General features: G+C 65.8%; 11 protein-coding genes. 9 read left to right on the forward strand and 2 right to left on the reverse strand.

Annotation, left to right across the window (positions count from 1 at the left end; genetic code table 11):
- Positions 1-89 precede the first annotated feature (89 nt).
- The 3 genes from QX048_RS29100 to asnB all read left to right on the forward strand — a co-directional run bounded on the left by QX048_RS29100 (position 90) and on the right by asnB (position 5,534).
- Positions 90-1,151 carry a hypothetical protein gene (locus tag QX048_RS29100; RefSeq protein ID WP_315828203.1) on the forward strand — a complete coding sequence of 354 codons (1,062 nt, stop codon included), beginning with the start codon at positions 90-92 and terminating at the stop codon, positions 1,149-1,151.
- Positions 1,152-1,569: 418 nt separating this feature from the next.
- The gene (locus tag QX048_RS29105) at positions 1,570-3,525 is read left to right on the forward strand and encodes a TIGR04372 family glycosyltransferase (protein WP_315712789.1); all 1,956 of its coding nucleotides are present in this window, start codon (positions 1,570-1,572) and stop codon (positions 3,523-3,525) included.
- A 38-nt stretch (positions 3,526-3,563) separates the two neighbouring features.
- Positions 3,564-5,534 carry an asparagine synthase (glutamine-hydrolyzing) gene (asnB, locus tag QX048_RS29110; protein WP_315828202.1) on the forward strand — a complete coding sequence of 657 codons (1,971 nt, stop codon included), beginning with the start codon at positions 3,564-3,566 and terminating at the stop codon, positions 5,532-5,534.
- 102 nt (positions 5,535-5,636) lie between these two features.
- Here asnB and QX048_RS29115 read toward each other — a convergent pair whose 3' ends face one another.
- Complete coding sequence (locus QX048_RS29115) at positions 5,637-6,599, reverse strand: lysylphosphatidylglycerol synthase transmembrane domain-containing protein (protein WP_315712786.1); 963 nt, start codon at positions 6,597-6,599, stop codon at positions 5,637-5,639.
- 187 nt (positions 6,600-6,786) lie between these two features.
- Between QX048_RS29115 and QX048_RS29120 the strand changes: the two genes are divergently transcribed.
- From QX048_RS29120 to QX048_RS29145, 6 genes are all read left to right on the forward strand, one after another.
- Positions 6,787-8,070: a nucleotide sugar dehydrogenase gene (locus QX048_RS29120; RefSeq protein ID WP_315753219.1), complete on the forward strand. Its 1,284-nt coding sequence runs from the start codon at positions 6,787-6,789 to the stop codon at positions 8,068-8,070.
- Positions 8,071-8,080: 10 nt separating this feature from the next.
- On the forward strand, positions 8,081-9,097 hold the full coding sequence (locus QX048_RS29125) for an NAD-dependent epimerase (protein WP_315828201.1): 1,017 nt from the start codon (positions 8,081-8,083) through the stop codon (positions 9,095-9,097).
- 11 nt (positions 9,098-9,108) lie between these two features.
- Positions 9,109-10,521: a mannose-1-phosphate guanylyltransferase/mannose-6-phosphate isomerase gene (locus tag QX048_RS29130; RefSeq protein WP_315828200.1), complete on the forward strand. Its 1,413-nt coding sequence runs from the start codon at positions 9,109-9,111 to the stop codon at positions 10,519-10,521.
- A gap of 70 nt (positions 10,522-10,591) precedes the next feature.
- Entirely contained in the window at positions 10,592-12,814 is a 2,223-nt protein-coding gene (locus QX048_RS29135; RefSeq protein WP_315828199.1) for a tetratricopeptide repeat protein, read from the forward strand.
- An 81-nt stretch (positions 12,815-12,895) separates the two neighbouring features.
- On the forward strand, positions 12,896-15,109 hold the full coding sequence (locus QX048_RS29140; protein ID WP_315828198.1) for a tetratricopeptide repeat protein: 2,214 nt from the start codon (positions 12,896-12,898) through the stop codon (positions 15,107-15,109).
- An 84-nt stretch (positions 15,110-15,193) separates the two neighbouring features.
- Complete coding sequence (locus tag QX048_RS29145; RefSeq protein ID WP_316200819.1) at positions 15,194-17,413, forward strand: tetratricopeptide repeat protein; 2,220 nt, start codon at positions 15,194-15,196, stop codon at positions 17,411-17,413.
- A gap of 7 nt (positions 17,414-17,420) precedes the next feature.
- On the opposite strand, the gene QX048_RS29150 is transcribed toward QX048_RS29145, so the two are convergent.
- A complete protein-coding gene (locus QX048_RS29150; RefSeq protein WP_315828196.1) occupies positions 17,421-18,131 on the reverse strand; it encodes a DUF1223 domain-containing protein in 711 nt (236 codons plus the stop codon).
- Positions 18,132-18,485 lie beyond the last annotated feature (354 nt).

Genomic DNA, 18,485 nt, shown 5'->3' on the forward strand with positions numbered 1-18,485 from the left:
GCTGACGTCGTGTCTAGACTCTCGTCGTCGAAGCCGAAAGCAGCTGCCACGACACCCACCGAGACAACCTATCGAGCGGAAATTGCGTCATGTCGACAGTCGGCCGGTCTGCACCGGAAAAGTCAGCTGAACCGGCCGGATTCGGGCGCTATCTCATCGCAGTCGGAATTGTCGGCCTGGCGGCCGCGTTCGCGTTTTCGCTCGGTTTGTCGCTCTTCTCGTTCGACGCGTGGACGTTGCGCGATGGGCTGTTGCAGATTCCGCGCCAAAGCGACACCAACTGGTATCGTAATTTCGGAGGCCGCAGCATTCCGCAGATCCAGGACCAGGATATCTTCTACAGCAATCTGGGAGGATCGGTCGGAGCCGCCGAGCAGGCTGACATTGTCTTTCTCGGTCCGTCCTTCGTCAGCTATGCCGTAGACCGGCAGACGCTCGCGCAATCGCCGGTGCTCGGTCGATTGGGGATCTACAACATGGCCTTCGTGGGCATTCGCGGCGGTGAGTTCTCGCGGCTCGTGATCCAACGCTGGAAAATCCGTCCGCGTCTGTGGATCATCAATGCCGACGATCAGTTCGTGCACTTCTTCAGCAACGACCTCAACGTCACTCTTGGTCCGCAGAAGCAGCCCATTGCCGCCGTCCAGCGCAACCGACTACGGGGGTACCTGACGGTGGTCGGCCGCAATCTGCACTGGCGTATCGAGGACTTGATTGCGGCGTATCAGAACGGCCATTTCTCGCCCACCGGCCTCTATCGCAACATCGCTGATGGTGACATGGGGCTGGATGACAATCCGGGCTATGTCGCCTTGGGCAACAAGCCGATGCTGTCGGCCCGCGATCCCGACTGCCATACGACCCCCGCGATTGTCGACTATGCGAAGAGATTTCTCCATGAAGTGGGCGGAGAGGCCGTGCTCACATTGGTCCCGCATAGCCAGTCCTGCGTCCAGCAGGCCGCAGAACTGGCGAAGGAATTGAACATCGAACTGATCGCGCCGCCATTCGATGGCCTGACGACGATCGACGGCGGCGGCCATTTGGACAGGCACGGGGCGCAGATCTTTACGAGCTATCTCGCTCGCGAGATCGTCAAGACGGCGGCTTTCAAGCGGGCATTTCCCGTTGGAGCTGGCGACGGCAAATGATGCCGATTTTGCTGAATTCCAACCAAGGAGGAGCCGGCCGGCTCCACGCGGGGTCGTCCGACACGCTTCGTCCGAGCCCTCGCGCATCAGGTGGGGCTCCCCGAGACCAATCGGCGCCGGGCTTAAGATTCTGAATTCTCATTTCATCCGGTTATGCTCGCGTTCATCCCCATGTTCGGCTTGGAAAATTCCCGGCACCTCTGTTATAGCTGCGATCCAATCGGCTCAATCCTTGGTTGGCATTTGCGGCGGCGATGTCTCCACGGGGAATTCTCCCATTGGACCCGGCGAGCGTACTGTCCTTATCCCGAGACGTGATCCTTGGCGCGCAGGCGACTTGAATGGCCGGTCGTCCAGGCTCCGCCTTGATCCGAACGCGCGGAATCCGGGATTTCAAGGTTGTGTGGAACTTGGTCGTATGAAACTGCAAAAGCAAAGGCCGATGCGCGGCGGCCGCCGACGGTTTGTCTACCAGGTCTTCGTCATAGTCGGAGCGACCCTCAATCTGCTGCCGCGACGCGCGGTGTTCCTTGGTCTGGTCATCGCTTTCGCCGCGAGACTTCCACTCCGGCGGCGCCTTGCTCAGGCCTATTTTCCCTATGCGACGTCGCATCTTGCAGCTCGGCCGGAGTTTCGTTTTTCGACGGCTCTCAGCCGATATTTCCCCGGCGCTTCGATTCAAGCCCTGAGCAGCATCGGCGCCTATCGCGAGGCGGCCAGGACTGTCGGCCGCGAAACCTTGGCGTTCGATGATGCGGACACCAGATACGCGCTGGTTCGATCCTTGTTCGAACTGGGCGAGTTTTCGGAAGCGCGCGATGCCGCGGCGGGAGCGAAGCCCGAACAGCTCGAAGCGACGGTCGATCTCGCCTTCTACAAGGCCATGGTTGACGTGATCGAAGGGGATGAGGCTGCGGCGCTCGACGCGATGTTCTGGGCGGGCCGGAGCAGCCTGCATTTTTTCCGTCCCCACCAGAACATCGCAGCTCGGAATTCACCGCGCTATGTTCCCAACAGCCTCGATTTCCTCTGCGGCGCTCCCGGCCGGCTGTTCGACCTGTGCAACTTCACGGGCCAGCGCGTGATGCATGTCGGTCGCGGCGAGATTGCAATTCGGTTGTATGAGCGCGCCTTGGATGCGCAGCGGGAACTGCGGGCATCGCCGCCACCGCTTTCTGATGAGTTGAAGCGTCTGCTCGACCGGCTCGGCGTCACCTTCGATACGCTGCGGCTCGTTCCTGAGGAATGGGCGACGCAGATCGGCCATCTCGGCATGCTCGACATTCTGTTTCGGATGCGAGAGCTGGGCTGGTGGTCAGGCGAAGCCGTGATCGTCGTCCGTCCCGATAGCATCGCCAACGCGGTCTTCTTCAAGCTGTTTGAAGGTTTCGGCAAGGTCGTAGTGATCGGCGAAACCGTATCGGAGCGATTGGGTGAGGAGCTGCTGTCCTTGCAGCGCTGGTGCGGGTTGAACTTCAACGCGTTCAGGCTGCCGGATGGGCGGGTCGTGCCCTGGCAGGATGCGGGTGCCATCGCCATCGAGCAATGGGAGCGTGAGGGCAGAGGGCATCCGTTGCGTGACGCCTACGACCGGAGTGCGGCCGCCGCTGCGGCTCGCTTCGATGCGTTCCGTTCCAGGTACGGCATGAAGCCCGACGACTGGTATGTGTGCCTGCACACCCGGGACGCAGCGCATTATTTCGAGTTCATGGGCACAGGGCAGACCCACCGCAATGCGCCGATCGAGACGTCTTTGGACGCCATTCGTCTGATCGCCTCCCGTGGCGGATGGGTCATCAAGCTCGGTGGTCCGAACTCGCCGAGGCTTCCGCCGATGGCTCGCACGATCGATTACGCGCTGAGCGAATTCAGATCGGAGCCGATGGACATCCACCTGATCCGACACGCCCGCGCCTTCATCGGGACGACGTCCGGGTTGACGAATGTCGCTGTCAGTTTCGGCATTCCTTGTGCGATCGTGAATGCGATCACGACCGACGCCCAGCTATGGAACAGCAACGTCCGTTTTGCCCTCAAGCCCGTCAGACTGGCAGACGGCACCGTGCTGACGCAGCACCAACTGACGACGTCGCCCTGGCGCTGGCGCGTGTTCGATGCGGCCGTGCTGGGCCGGAGCGGCGCGCATCCGGAGACCAACTCGGCGGACGACATCCGCCACACGGCGGATGAGGTCCTGGCCATCGCCGACGGTCGGTTGGCTGAATTCGAAGGCGATCACGATGGCGCACGACTGCTGTCGCGCTGGAGGCGTGCGCTGGGGCTGCCCTATTACTACGGCACCAGCCGTCCGAGCCTCGGTTTCCTGGCCAATCATGAGACGGAATTGCTGCACGACGCTGGTGAGGGTCACTGAGCCATGCAGATGGGGGACGAAGCGGCGGAGAGGGGACCATGTGCGGCATAGCCGGCCTGTTTCGCCCCGGCGGAGCCGACCAGGCCCAACTGGCCGGGATCGTCGAACGGATGACGGCAGCGCTGGCGCATCGCGGCCCCGATGCGTCCGGCAGTTGGATCAGTGCTGCGAAGGGGCTTGCCTTCGGACATCGCCGTCTGGCGATCCTCGATCTCTCCGAGGCCGGGGCGCAGCCGATGCACAGTGCCTGCGGACGCTACACCGTCACCTTCAACGGCGAGATCTACAACCATCTCGATGTCCGTGCAGAGCTGGAGGCCGCCGGCGCCGCGCCGAATTGGCGCGGTCATTCCGACACCGAAACGCTGCTCGCCGCGATCAGCCGATGGGGCGTTGAGCCGGCGCTTCAGCGCCTGATCGGCATGTTCGTCTTCGGGCTCTGGGACGCCGAAACTCGGCAGTTGATCCTGGCGCGCGACCGCTTCGGCGAAAAGCCGCTGTTCTACGGCTGGAGCGGCGCCGATCTGGTGTTCGGCTCCGAGCTCAAGGCGCTGGCGGCGCATCCCTCCTGGGCGCCGTCGCTCGACCGCGCGGCGCTCACGGCGTTCATGCGCTATTCCTACGTGCCTGCGCCCGCCACGATCTGGACCGGCATCCGCAAGCTGCCACCGGCGTCGTTCGTGAGCTTCGCCTCGGATGCGGCTCCCGGCGGCTGGCCACTGCCGCAACCCTATTGGTCGCTGCGCGATCGCGTCGCTGCCGCCCAGGAGGATCGCATCGCCGACGAGCGCGAGGCCGTCGATCGGCTGGAGCAGTTGCTGTCGGTCGCCGTGAAGCGGCAGTGCCTGTCGGACGTGCCGCTCGGCGCGTTCCTGTCCGGGGGCGTCGATTCATCGACCATCGTGGCCTTGATGCAGGCGGGGGCGAGCCAGCCGGTCCGCACCTTCAGCATCGGCTTTGCCGAAGGTGGCTACAACGAGGCCGAGGACGCCCGCAGGGTTGCCCAGCATCTCGGCACGGATCATACCGAGCTGTACGTCGATGCGCGGACCGCGATGGACGTGGTGCCGAAGCTGCCGCGGATCTATGACGAACCGTTCGCCGACTCCTCGCAGATCCCCACGCATCTGGTCGCGCAGCTCGCGCGCCGGCATGTGACCGTCGCATTGTCAGGTGACGCGGGCGACGAGCTGTTCGGCGGCTACAACAGGCATGTCTGGGGCGGCGCGCTGCAGGCGCGTCTTGGTCGCGTGCCGATGCCGCTGCGGCGTGCCATTGGCGCCGTTCTCGGCGCGATCGCCCCGGAGCCGGCCGATACGGTTCTCAGGGCGCTGCAGCCGGTGTTGCCGGCCCGATTGAAGGTTCGGCATGCCGGCGATCAGGTGGCCAAGCTCGGCCGCGTCATTGCCGCCGACGGCTTTGATGGCCTCTACCGGGCGCTGTGCTCGATCGATCAGGATCCGGCCGGGACGGTGGTGGGTGGCACGGAGCAGGAGAGTTGGGCGGGGCGCGAGATGCGGCAGCTCGCGGCGCAGCTCGATCCGCTCGACCGCATGACCCTGGCGGATTCCCTCAGCTATCTCAGCGACGACATCCTGCAGAAGGTCGATCGCGCGGCGATGGCGGTTGCGCTGGAGACGCGTGTGCCGTTCCTCGACAAGGACGTCGTCGAGTTCTCGGCCAAGGTGCCCGCCGGCATGAAGGTGCGGGACGGTCGCGGCAAATGGCTGGTGCGGCAGGTGCTGTATCGCCACGTACCGGCCGAGATGATCGATCGGCCGAAGACCGGCTTCAGCATTCCGCTCGACGCGTGGCTGCGTGGGCCGTTGAAATCCTGGGCCTCGGACCTGCTGTCGCCGGAGCGGCTGAGGCGGCAGGGCCTGTTCGATCCGGTGCGGGTGACGCGCATGTTCGACGAGCATCTCAGCCGCCGCCACAATCATTCCTACTGGCTGTGGAACGTGCTGATGGCGCAGGCCTGGCACGACGAATGGGCGCGCGCCGCTTAGAGCATGATCCGGAAAAGTGGAAACCGGTTTTCCGAAAAGATCATGCTCAAACAAAGAGATGAGATCATGATGCGATTCCGTGGAATCGCATCATGATCCAGGTCAGTCTTCGACCGTCGCGGGAACGGCGAGGCGGCCGGCGCCTTTTTCGGCGCTGAGAATCCACACCAGCCCGCCCATGCCGCCGACGATGAAGTAGACCGCGCCGAACAGGATCGAGACCACGGTGCCGTCCGCCGGCGCCAGGCCGGCATAGCCGAAAGCCACCATCATCGTCGCCTCGCGCACGCCCCAGCCGGCGATCGAGATCGGCAGCATCGTGATCAGCATGATCGGCGGGGTCAGCAGGAACAGTTGTTCGAATGCGGCTGGCGCCGCGATGGAGCGCACCGCGCACCAGGCGATGACGACGGCCAGCACGTGAATCGACAGTGACAGCGCGGCGATCTTCGCAGCCGTGGTTCGGCCGAAGATCACCTTGTTCGCGATCACCGAGCAGGCATAGACGTGACGCGTCGGCCACCACGCCTTCATCCACGCCGCCGGCAGATGGCCGATGGTGAGGAAGCCGACGCCGGCCGCCAGCGCGGCGGCGTCGACCAGCACCAGGGCCAGCCGCCCGTGCTCGTCGGCGATCATGCCATAGCTCCACGGCAGGCTCGAGACGATGATCAGCGCCAGCGCAATGAAGCCGACGGCGCGGTCGGTCAGGATCGAGTAGCTGGCCGCGCGCCAGCCGGCGCCGGTGCGCCCGATCAGCCAGAGACGCACGGCATCGCCGCCGATCGAGGACGGCAGGGTCTGGTTGAAGAAGGCGCCGATCATGTTGTAGCGGAACGCCTGCAGGTCCGTCAGCGGCGCGCCGCACAGCGCGGAGATCTCGCGCCACCGCAGGGCGCCGATGAAGATCTGCACCAGCGTGATGGCTACCGCCAGCCCGATCCAGCCGATGTTGATCTGGCTGAGCCGCTCGCGGATCGCCGCAAAGTTGATCCCGCGCAGAGCGAGATACAGCAGGGCCAGCGACACCACGATCCGGAGGAGAAGAATCAAAAACGCACGCATGCCAGGCTGGCTTCGCTCTTGGTTGAAACGGTCCAAGCCGAGTGCGATACGCGCAACTCCCGTCCTGGCAAGGCCGGACCCCGGTCGAGGGGGAGCCTTAGCCGCCCCTTGCGGTCCTGATGCCCCGGTGGCTAAACAGTCGCAGGGGTGGCGTCAATGGCCTCCGAAACGACCGGAATATCAATTTATGTCTCATGGCCGGAAGATTGCGGTGATAGGCCTTGGCTATGTCGGCCTGCCGGTCGCGGCTGCGTTCGCGCGGACAGGCTGTCCGACGATCGGGTTCGATATCGATGCGGTCCGGGTCGCGGAGCTGAAGGATGCAAGGGACCGGACCTGCGAGGTCGATGCGGCCGACCTGCGCCGGCCAGGCCTGCGCTTCACCAGCGAGCCGGATGATATCGCGACTGCCGATTTTTTTATCGTCACCGTTCCGACCCCGATCGATAGCGCGCGGCGGCCCGATCTCGGCGCCATGCTGGCCGCGACGCGCACGGTGGGGGCCGTTCTGAAACGCGGCGACATCGTCGTCTATGAGTCGACCGTGTACCCGGGCGCCGTCGAAGAAGACTGCGTCCCGTTGCTGGAGAGCTGCTCGGGACTGAAGGCGGGGACGGATTTCAACGTCGGCTATTCGCCGGAGCGCATCAATCCCGGCGACAAGACGCATCGCTTCGAGACCATCACCAAGGTGGTCTCGGCACAGAATCCGCAGACGCTCGCGATCGTCGCCGCCGTCTACGGCTCGGTCGTCACCGCTGGCATCCATCGCGCGCCATCGATCAAGGTCGCCGAGGCGGCCAAGGTGATCGAGAACACCCAGCGCGATCTCAACATCGCCTTCATGAACGAGTTGTCGCTGATCTTCCAGGCACTGGAGATCGATACCGGCGACGTGCTCGCGGCTGCCGCGACCAAGTGGAACTTCCTGCCGTTCACCCCCGGCCTGGTCGGCGGCCACTGCATCGGCGTCGATCCCTATTACCTCACCTACCGCGCCGAGAAGGCGGGCTACCATCCCGAGGTGATCCTGGCGGGCCGCCGCATCAATGACGAGATGGGCCGGCGCATCGCGCGCGAATGCATCCGCGGATTGCTGCGGCGGAAGGGCCGGGGGGGCGTCGTCACCATTCTCGGCATGACGTTCAAGGAGAACGTGCCGGACATCCGCAATTCGCGGGTGATCGACATCATCAGCGAATTGCAGTCGTTCGGCGTCGAGGTGCAGATCGCCGATCCCCTCGCCGATGCAGCGGCGGTGCACGAGGAGTATGGCATCGGCCTGACGGCGATCGAGGCGCTGCGCCCAGCCGACGCGGTGGTGTTGGCCGTGTCGCACGATCAGTATCTCGCCGGAGGCTGGGCTCTCGTGCAGGGCCTGCTGCGCGAGGAGAGCGGCCTCGTGCTCGACGTGAAGATGAAGCTCGACCGCGCGAGCAAACCCGCCGCCATCGAACTGTGGCGACCCTGACGGAGCGACCATGGCAGATCATCCCATCCTCGTGACCGGCGCCGCCGGCTTCATCGGATTCCACCTGTCGCAGCGGCTGCTCGCCGAGGGACGGCAGGTGGTCGGCATCGATAACGTGAACGCCTATTACGATCCGAAGCTGAAGGAGGCGCGCCTCGAGATCCTGAAGGCGCAGCCGGGTTTCGTTTTTCATAAGCTCGATCTCGTCGACCGCGCCGGCATCAAGGCGCTGTTCGCCCAGCATCGCTTTCCCGTCGTGGTGCATCTCGCCGCCCAGGCCGGCGTGCGCTACTCGCTGGAAAATCCGCACGCCTATGTCGACGCCAATCTTGAAGGCTTCATCAACGTCCTCGAAGGCTGCCGCCATCATGGCTGCGAGCATCTGCTGTTCGCCTCGTCCTCGTCGGTCTATGGCGCCAACACCAAGCTGCCGTTCTCGGTCAAGGACAATGTCGATCATCCGATCAGCCTCTATGCGGCGAGCAAGAAGGCCAACGAACTGATGGCGCATTCCTACAGCCATCTCTACCGCCTGCCGGCCACCGGGCTGCGCTTCTTCACCGTCTACGGCCCCTGGGGCCGTCCCGACATGGCGATGTTCATCTTTGCGAAGGCCATCCTCGCTGGGCAGCCGGTCAAGCTGTTCAATCATGGCCGGATGCGGCGTGATTTTACCTATGTCGATGACATCGTGCAGGCCATCGTCCGCCTGATCGGCCGCCCGCCCCAGGGAAACCCGGATTGGGATGGAAACAGGCCCGATCCGTCGAGCAGCCGGGCGCCATGGCGGATTTACAATATCGGCAACAATCATCCCGAACAGCTGATGGACGTGATAACGTTGTTGGAGAAGGAATTTGGGCGGCCGGCCATCAGGGAGATGCTGCCGATGCAGCCCGGCGACGTCGAGGCGACCTATGCCGATGTCAGCGACCTCGAACGCGACATCGGCTTCCGGCCGGCGACGTCGATCGCCGACGGCATCGGACGTTTTGCGAAATGGTACCGCGACTATCACCGAATTTAACGGGTTGATTCATGACCGGACGCATCATTCCTCTCATCATGTGCGGCGGCGCCGGGACCCGGCTCTGGCCGGCCTCGCGGGAGGTTCGCCCGAAGCAGTTCCTGCCGCTGTTCGGCGCCCGTTCCACGTTCCAGGACACGCTGCTGCGCGTCTCCGATGCCGATCTCTTCGAACGGCCGATCATCATCACCAATCTGGCCTATCGCTTCATGGTGCTGGAGCAACTGGCCGAGATCGGCATCGAGGCGGACGTGCTGCTGGAGCCGATGCGGCGCGATTCGGGCCCGGCCATCGCCGCCGGAGCGGCGTTCGCCCAGTCGCGCCATCAGGACGCTGTCGTGCTGGCACTCGCGGCCGATCACGTCGTCCGTGACACCCCCGCTTTTCTCGCGGCGTGCCGGCAGGGGCTCGCGGCCGCCGAGGCCGGCCGCATCGTCACCTTCGGCGTCAATCCGGAGCGCGCGGCCACCGAATATGGCTATATCAGCCCGGGTGCATCGGTATCCGGGGAAGTGCGGGCCGTCGCGAAGTTCGTCGAGAAGCCGGATCAGCCGACCGCCGAGCGCTACATTCGCGAAGGCTATCTCTGGAACAGCGGCAACTTCATGTTCCGCGCATCGGTCCTGCTCGATGAATACCGTAAGTTCGATGCGGGCAGCGTGCAGACGGTGATCGACGCTGTCTCCAAGGCCGGCCGCGACCTCGGCTTCATCATCCTGGACTCCGATGCCTTCGCGGCGGCCAAGCCGATCTCGATCGACTATGCCGTGATGGAAAAGACCGAACGTGCCGCCGTGGTGGCGGTGTCGTGCGGTTGGTCTGATGTCGGCTCCTGGCATGCGGTCTGGGAACTGTCCGACAAGGACGGGCAGGGCAATGCCGCGCGCGGCACCGCCGTGTTCGAGGATTCCCGCAACTGCAACGTGGTCACCGACAAGGCGCTGGTCGCGCTCGAGGGCGTCGACGATCTCGTCGTGGTGGCGGCGCAGGATGCCGTGCTGGTGTCGCGCCAGCGCGATGCCAACGGGTTGAAGCGGCTGGTCGCCAAGCTCAAGACCGTCGCGCCCGAAGTGACCGAGGCGCACATCAAGGTGCATCGGCCCTGGGGCAGCTATCAGTCGGTCGACAATGGCGAGCGTCACCAGGTCAAGCGCATCATCGTCAAGCCGGGCCAGCGGCTGTCGCTGCAGAAGCACTATCACCGCTCCGAGCACTGGATCGTAGTGCGCGGCGCGGCGCGGGTCACCATCAACGAGACGGTCAAGACCGTGCACGAGAACGAATCGATCTACATTCCGATGGGCGCAGTGCACCGGCTGGAGAACCCGGGCAAGATCCTCTTGGAACTGATCGAGGTCCAGACCGGATCCTATCTCGGCGAGGACGACATCATCCGCATCGAGGACGATTACCGCCGCGAGTAGGGCGGGGTCTCGCCGCGAATCACGCGAGCCGTGCTAGATAGCCCCGGACGTCGTCCGCCGGAGAGCTTCCTTGCAAAGCACGATCGGATCGCGCGCGTTCCAGAACGCGCGCCTGCAGAAGAAGAACCGCAAGCAGGCCGACGGCCTGCTGCCGAAGGCCGTCGAGGCCTACAGGGCGGGCCGGCATGCCGACGCCCAGGCCATCTGCGGTCAGGCGCTGGCCCTCGTGCCCGATCATTTCGACGCTCTTCACCTTCTCGGCGCTTCCGCGCTCGACAGCGGTCGGCTCGACCTCGCCGAGCAGGCCCTGACCCGCGCCGTCGCGGTGGAGCCGCGCAATGCCGAGGCCCTGGCCAATCTCGGCCTCGTGCTGTTCAGCATGAAGCGCTACGAGGAGGCGCGCGCGGTGCAGGAGCGCGCCGTCACGCTCAAGCCCAATTTCGCCACGGCGTTGACGAGCCTCGGCAACACCCTGATGAACATGCAGCTGTTCGCGCAGGCGATCGAGGTGCATGACCGCGCCATCGCGCTGAAGCCCGACTTCGCCGACGCCTACTGCAATCGCGGCATGGCGCAACTGCTCCTGCTGCGCAACGAAGAGGCGAGACAGAGCTTCGACCGCGCCTTGGCGCTGGCGCCGCGGCACATGCAGGCGACCTTCGGCAAGGGGTTGGTCAGCGTCAATCTGCGGCACCTCGAGCAGGCGCTCGCCGCCTTCAACGCCGCGCTTGCCATGAAGCCGGGCACGGCGGCTGTCATCGCGCAGCGTGGCCGCCTCTATGTGCAGATGGGACGGTTCGCCGAGGCCGAGGCCGATTTCGATGCCGCGCTGGCGACCGACCCCGGGCTCGAGGCGGCGCTGCTCGGCAAGGCGCATGTCTGCGTGCTCACCGAGCGGATCGCTCCGGCGATGCTCGCCTGCAAGCGGGTGCTGGAGCAGAATCCGGCGTCGGAGGTCGCGCTGATCTGGCTCGGCACGTGCCTGGCGAAGCAGGGCGACACGGCCGGCGCCATCCAGCACTTCGACCGCGCCCTCGAGATCAAGCCGGATTTCGAGGATGCAATGATGAAGAAGATCTTCGCGCTCGATTTCTATCCCGGCGCCGACGTCGCCGTGCATCAGGCCGTCCGCCGCGAATGGTGGGAGCGGATCGGCGCGCACATCCCGCAGCGCCAGCTCGCCGCCATCGACCGCGATCCGGATCGCCGCATCACGGTCGGTTACGTGTCGTCCGACTTTCGCAGCCATTCGGCCGCGCTGACCTTCCTTCCGGTGCTGCGCCATCACGACCACGCGGCGTTCAAGGTCATCTGCTACTCGTGCTCGCCGCTGGTCGATTCGGTCACCGAGCAGTGCAAGGCGGCGGCCGACGGCTGGGTCGACGGATCTCAGCTCTCCGACGATGAGTTGGCCGATCGCATCCAGGCCGACCAGGTCGACATTCTCGTCGACCTCTCCGGTCATTCGGCCGGCAACCGGCTCACCGTGTTCGCCCGCAAGCCCGCGCCGATCCAGGTCACCGCATGGGGCAATGCGACCGGCACGGGATTGCCCACGATGGACTACTTCTTTGCCGATCCGGTGACTGTGCCATCGGCGGTGCGGCCGCTGTTCGCCGAGCAGGTCTACGATCTTCCGGCGCTGATCACCACGGATCCGCTGCCGGACGCGCAGCCGACGCCGCTGCCGATGCTGCGCAACGGCTACGTCACCTTCGGTGTCTTCAACCGCGTCGACAAGATCTCCGACGAGGTGCTGAGGGTGTGGTCGGCGCTGCTCCAAGCGTTGCCGGACGCCCGCGTCGTCATCAAGAACGGCGCGCTGGAGGATGCATTCCTGCGCGACACGCTGATCGCCCGCTTCGCCGCGCACGGCGTCGGCGAGAGCCGCCTCACCTGTCTCGGCGCTTCGATGCGCCATGAGCACATCGCGGCGTTCGCCAACATCGACATCTCGCTCGATCCGTTCCCGCAGAATGGCGGCGTCAGCACCTGGGAATCGCTGCAGGCCGGCGTTCCCGTGGTTGCCAAGCTCGGCAACAGTGCAGCGTCGCGGGCCGGCGGCGCGATCGTCAAGGCGATCGGGCTCGACGACTGGGTGGCCGAGGACGACGAGGGGTACATTGCGATCGCCCTGAAGCACGCGGCGCGGCCGGCCGAGCTCGCTCAGCTCCGTGCGGAGCTGCCGATGCGGGTGGCCAACTCGGCCGCCGGCAACGTCGAGACCTACACGCGCAAGGTCGAGGAGGGGTATCGCCAGTTCTGGCGCCGCTATTGCGCTACTGGCGGCTGAGGCCCATCCGTCGCGGCCTGAAGCAAGGTCGCGCGTGAACAAGCCCGATATGTAGATCCACGCGTTATTCGGAGGCCGTCTTTGGCAAGCGATGTCGGTTCCCGTGCGTTTCAGAATGCGAGGCTGCAGAAGAAGCACCGCAAGCAGGCCGATGCGCTGATGCCCGCGGCCGTCGCCGCCTATCGCGGCGGGCGGCGGGCCGAGGCCCAGGCGATCTGCGGCCAGATCCTGGCGTTGCTGCCGGACCATTTCGATGCCCTGCATCTGCTCGGCGTGACGGCGCTCGACGGTGGCCAGATCGATCTCGCCGAGCAGGCGCTGACCAGGGCCGTGGAGATCGAGCCGCGGAATGCCGAGGCGCTCTCCAATCTCGGTCTCGCGCTGTTCAACCGCAAGCGCTTCGAGGAGGCGCGCAAGTGCCAGGAGCGGGCGATTGCGCTGAAGCCAGCCCTCGTGGTCGCGCAGACGGGTCTCGGCAACACGCTGATGCGGCTCGGCCTGCCGGGCGAGGCGATCGCGGCGCATGACCGCGCGATCGCGCTCAAGCCCGACTATGCCGACGCCTATTGCAACCGCGGCATGGCGCTGCTTCCGCTCGGTCGCAACGCGGAGGCCAACGAGAGCTTCGACCGCGCGCTGTCGCTCAATCCGCGCCACATGGAGGCGATGTTCGGCAAGGGGCTCGCCAGCATCAATCTGCGTCACGTGACCGAGGCGCTCGCGGCCTTCGATGCGGCGCTCGCCATCAAGCCCGGTGCACCGCAAGTGCTCGCCCAGCGCGGCCGGCTGCATCAGATGGCCGGGCGTTTCGACCAGGCGAAGGCGGACTACGAGGCGGCGCTGGCGCGTGATCCGATGCTGGAGATGGCGTTGCTCGGCAAGGCCCAGCTCGGCCATTTCAAGGACGTCGCCCAATCCGTCGACGCCTGCCGCAAGGTGCTGGAGCAGAATCCGCGCTCCGAGGAGGCCTGGCTGTGGCTCGGCGTCTGCTATGGCAAGCAGGGCGAGGTCGCCTCGGCCGTCGCACATTTCGATCGCGCCCTCGAGATCAGGCCCGATTTCGCCGAGGCGATGACCGCCAAGATCTTCACGCTCGAGTTCATGCCGGAGGCCGATTTCGCGCTCCAGCAGGCGGCGCGGCGCGAATGGTGGCAGCGGATCGGCGCCGACATCCCGCGCCGGCCGGCGGCCAAGCGCGATCTCGACCCGGAACGGCGCCTGACGATCGGGTACGTCTCGTCCGACTTCCGCAATCATTCGGCCGCGCTGACATTCCTGCCGGTACTCAGGCATCGCGACCCGCAGAATTTCGCGATCGTCTGCTACGCCTGCTCGCCGGTGCAGGACAGTGTGACCGCGCAGTTCCGGGCCTGCGCCGATCTCTGGGTCGACGCCGTGCAGATGTCGGACGACGAACTCGCCGACCGCATCACGGCCGATGGCGTCGATATCCTGGTCGATCTCTCCGGCCACTCCGCCGGCAACCGGCTGCCGCTGTTTGCCCGCAAGCCCGCACCTGTCCAGGTCACGGCCTGGGGCAGCGGCACCGGCACCGGCCTGCCGACCATCGACTACTTCCTGGCCGATCCGGTGACGGTGCCCGACGCCGTGCGTCATCTGTTCGCCGAGCAGGTCTACGACCTGCCGGCGGTGATCACCACCGAAGCGTTGCCGGACATCGCGCCGACACCGCTGCCGATGCTCAACAACGGCTTTGTCAGCTTCGGCGTGTTCAATCGGCTCGACAAGATCTCCGACGCTGCGCTGATCGTCTGGACCCGCATCATGCAACAGCTGCCGGACTCGCGCATCGTGATCAAGAGCAGCTCGCTCGATGATCCCTTGTTGCGCGATCGTCTCCTGGCGCGCTTCGCCGCCCATGGTGTCGCGCCGGAGCGGGTCGTCTGCCTCGGCTGGTCGACGCGCGAGCAGCAGATCGCGCAGTTTGCCGAGGTCGACATCTCGCTCGATCCGTTCCCGCAGAACGGCGGCGTCAGCACCTGGGAATCGCTGCAGGCCGGCGTGCCGGTCATCGCCAGGCTCGGCTGCAGCGCGGCGTCGCGCGCCGGAGCCGCGATCGTCACGGCGGTCGGGCTCGGCGAGTTCGTGGCCGAGGACGACGAGGGGTATGTTGCGCTCGCCGCGAAGTGGGCCTCTCGGCCGGCGGAGCTCGCCAGGCTGCGGGCTGCTCTGCCGGCGATGGTCGCAGGCTCGGCCGCGGGCAATGTCGAGACCTACGCGCGCAAGGTCGAGGAGGGTTATCGCCTGTTCTGGCGCCGCCATTGCGCCGGATAGTTCTTGTGTCGCGGCATCCGCTCGTGCCGCATGTGAGTTCACCGCGTTCCCGCGATCTGCACGCTCCTCATGGAGGCAAGTCTTTTGGCAAGCAATGTCGGCTCTCGTGCCTTCCAGAATGCGAGATTGCAGAAGAAGCATCGTAAGCAGGCCGATGAGCTCATGCCGCGCGCCGTGGCGGCGTATCGTGCCGGCCGTCACGCCGAGACGCAGGCGATCTGCGGCCAGATTCTGGCACTGCTTCCCGACCATTTCGATGCGCTGCACCTGCTCGGCGTCACGGCGCTCGACGGCGGCCAGCTCGACCTCGCCGAGCAGGCCCTGACCAGGGCCGTGGAAATCGAGCCGCGGCATGCCGAGGCGCTCTCCAATCTCGGTCTCGCGCTGTTCAACCGCAAGCGCTTCGACGAGGCGCGCAAATGCCAGGAACGGGCGATCGCGCTGAAGCCGAATCTGCTCGTGGCGCTCACGGGCCTCGGCAACACGCTGATGCGCCTGGGGCGGCCGGAGGAGGCGATCGCCGCGCATGACCGGGCGATCGCGCTCAAGCCCGACTATGCCGACGCCTATTGCAATCGCGGCATGGCGCTGCTTCCGCTCGCCCGCAATGCAGAGGCCAATGCGAGCTTCGATCGCGCGTTGTCGCTCAACCCGCGTCACATGGAGGCGATGTTCGGCAAGGGACTCGCCAGCATCAATCTGCGCCATTCCGACGAGGCGCTCGCGGCATTCGACGCCGCGCTTGCGATCAAACCCAACGCCGCGCAGGTGCTGGCACAGCGCGGCCGGCTGCATCAGCAGGCCGGACGTTTCGACAAGGCGATGCCCGATTTCCAGGCCGCGCTGGCGCTCGATCCGCGGCTGGACGTCGCGCTTCTGGGCTTCGCGCAGCTCAGCGCCATCAAGGACAATATCGCGCCGGCGATGGATGCCTGCCGCAAGGTGCTGGAGCAGAACCCGCAGTCGGAGGTTGCCTGGACCTGGCTCGGAGAATGCTTCTGCAAGCAGGGCGATCTCGCGACGGCCTTGCAGCACTTCGAGCGTGCGCTCGAGATCAAGCCGGAATTCGGTGATGCGATCACCGCGAAGATCTTCCTGCTCGACTTCATGCCGGATACCGATTTCGCTCAGCACCAGGCGGTACGCCGGGAATGGTGGACCAGGATCGGCAGCAAGATCACGCGGCGGCCGCCGCCGGTCCGCGACCGCGATCCGGAGCGGCGGCTCACCATCGGCTACGTCTCGTCCGATTTCAGGAATCACTCGGCTGCCCTGGTGTTCCTGCCGGTCCTGCGCCACCACGACCATCAGGCGTTCAGGGTCGTCTGCTATTCCTGCTCGCCGCTGCAGGATGGCATGACCGAGCGATGCCGTTCCGCCGCCGACCTCTGGGTCGACGCCTGGCAGATGTCCGATGAGGAACTGAGCGACCGTATCGAGGCCGATCAGGTCGATATCCTCGTCGACCTCTCCGGCCATTCCGCCGGCAACCGGCTGCCGGTGTTCGCGCGCAAGCCGGCGCCGGTGCAGGTCACGGCGTGGGGCAGCGGCACCGGCACGGGGCTTCCGACCATCGACTACTTCTTCGCCGATCCGGTGACAGTGCCGGAGGCTGTGCGTCCGCTGTTTGCCGAGCAGGTCTATGATCTGCCGGCCGTGATCACCACCGATCCGTTGCCGGGATGGCAGCCGACGCCACTGCCGATGCTGCGCAACGGCACCGTCACGTTCGGCGTCTTCAACCGGATCGACAAGATCTCCGAGCCTGCGCTCGCGCTCTGGTCTCGCCTGATGGGCGCGCTGCCGGGCTCGCGGATCGCCATCAAGAACGGCGCGCTCGATGAGCCCTTGCTGCGCGACGGCCTCGTCGCGCGGTTCGTGGCGCATGGCATCGCGCAGGAGCGCATCACCTGCCTCGGCCTGTCGACGCGCGATCAGCACATCGCGCAGTTCGCAGGCATCGACATGTCGCTCGACCCGTTCCCGCAGAATGGCGGCGTCAGCACCTGGGAGTCGCTGCAGGCCGGCGTCCCCGTCATCGCCAAGCTCGGCCACGGCGCGGCGGCGCGCGCGGCCGCGGCGATCAACACGGCGGTCGGGCTCGGCGACTTCGTGGCCTCCGACGATGACGGCTACATCGCCATCGCGCTGAAATATGCTGCCGCACCCGCGACGCTGGCGAAGCTGCGTGCTGAACTGCCGGCCATGGTTGCCAACTCGGCCGCCGGCAATGTCGAGACCTACACGCGCAAGGTGGAGGAGGGCTACCGCCAGTTCTGGCACCGGTACTGCGCCTCCTCCTGACCGCATACTACAATCGCGCCGCGCCGACGATGCGCCCGTCCGCCGCTTCGAGCAGCACCGCCGCATCTTCGCCTTCAGGCATCGGCTCGCTGAGGCGCAGCGCGGTGCCGCTCCAATCCCCGAGCGGACGCACCGAGCGCACCACGTTGAGCTCCTCCAGCGTGCGGCCGCCATTCTCGCCGCGGCGGATCGCCGTTTCATGCCGATGATCGAAGCCGACCAGGAGGAGGCGTCCGCGTCCTTCGCCGCCGTCGACCTCGACCGTGAGCCTGTCGCCATCGCGCGCGAGCTTGAGCCGCGCCGCCGTCGCGCTCGCGCCCCTGGCGCGATCGATCGCGGCTCCCACCTCGGCCCTGTTGGAGCCGACATGACCCGTCACCCCGTCGACGACGATCTCCGGCGTGTAGGAGCCGTCGCCGAAGCGGCTGCCGTAGCGGGCCTGGCGGTCGGTGGCGGCCGGCAACGAGAACGGATCCTTCCAGCCCAGCCGGTCCCAATAGGTGACGTGAAAGGCGAGCGGCAGCACGTCGCGGCGCTGCCGCACCAGCTCGTTCAGATAGGCATTTGCAGGCGGGCAGGAGGAGCAGCCCTGCGAGGTGAAGAGCTCGATGACGACAGGCCGATCCACCGCGGCCACCGACGGCGACCACGGGGCAAGCGAGGCGAGCAGCACGGCGAAGGATGAGGCGTAGCGGAGCGAGGCGAGGCTGAGGGTCATGGGTGTTCTCCGGCGATGTGACGTGATCTCCTTCGCCGGCGGGATCCACCGTGTTACCTCCTGCCGTAGCCAACACGCAGGCGTGAAGACGCATCGACCGTTACCTTCGCGGCCTGTCGTGACGCGTGAGCAGGGCGCTCGCCACACGTGAAGGGCATCGTGCACGCCGTTCAAAAGACAGCGCTTTTCGTCCGCACCCGATGTAACTTTCTGAATCAAATCGTGTCCTGAAAAAGGTTTCCGCATTCGCCTCGCTTCAAGCGGCATGCTAGGAGAGCTTCGACCGGTGATTTGCCGTTCGTTAACCGTTGCGGCCAATCCGTGACGTCGCAATCCGGGGACATTGATGGGGTC

The organism is Bradyrhizobium sp. SZCCHNS30572 (assembly GCF_032484415.1).
Lineage (GTDB): Bacteria > Pseudomonadota > Alphaproteobacteria > Rhizobiales > Xanthobacteraceae > Bradyrhizobium.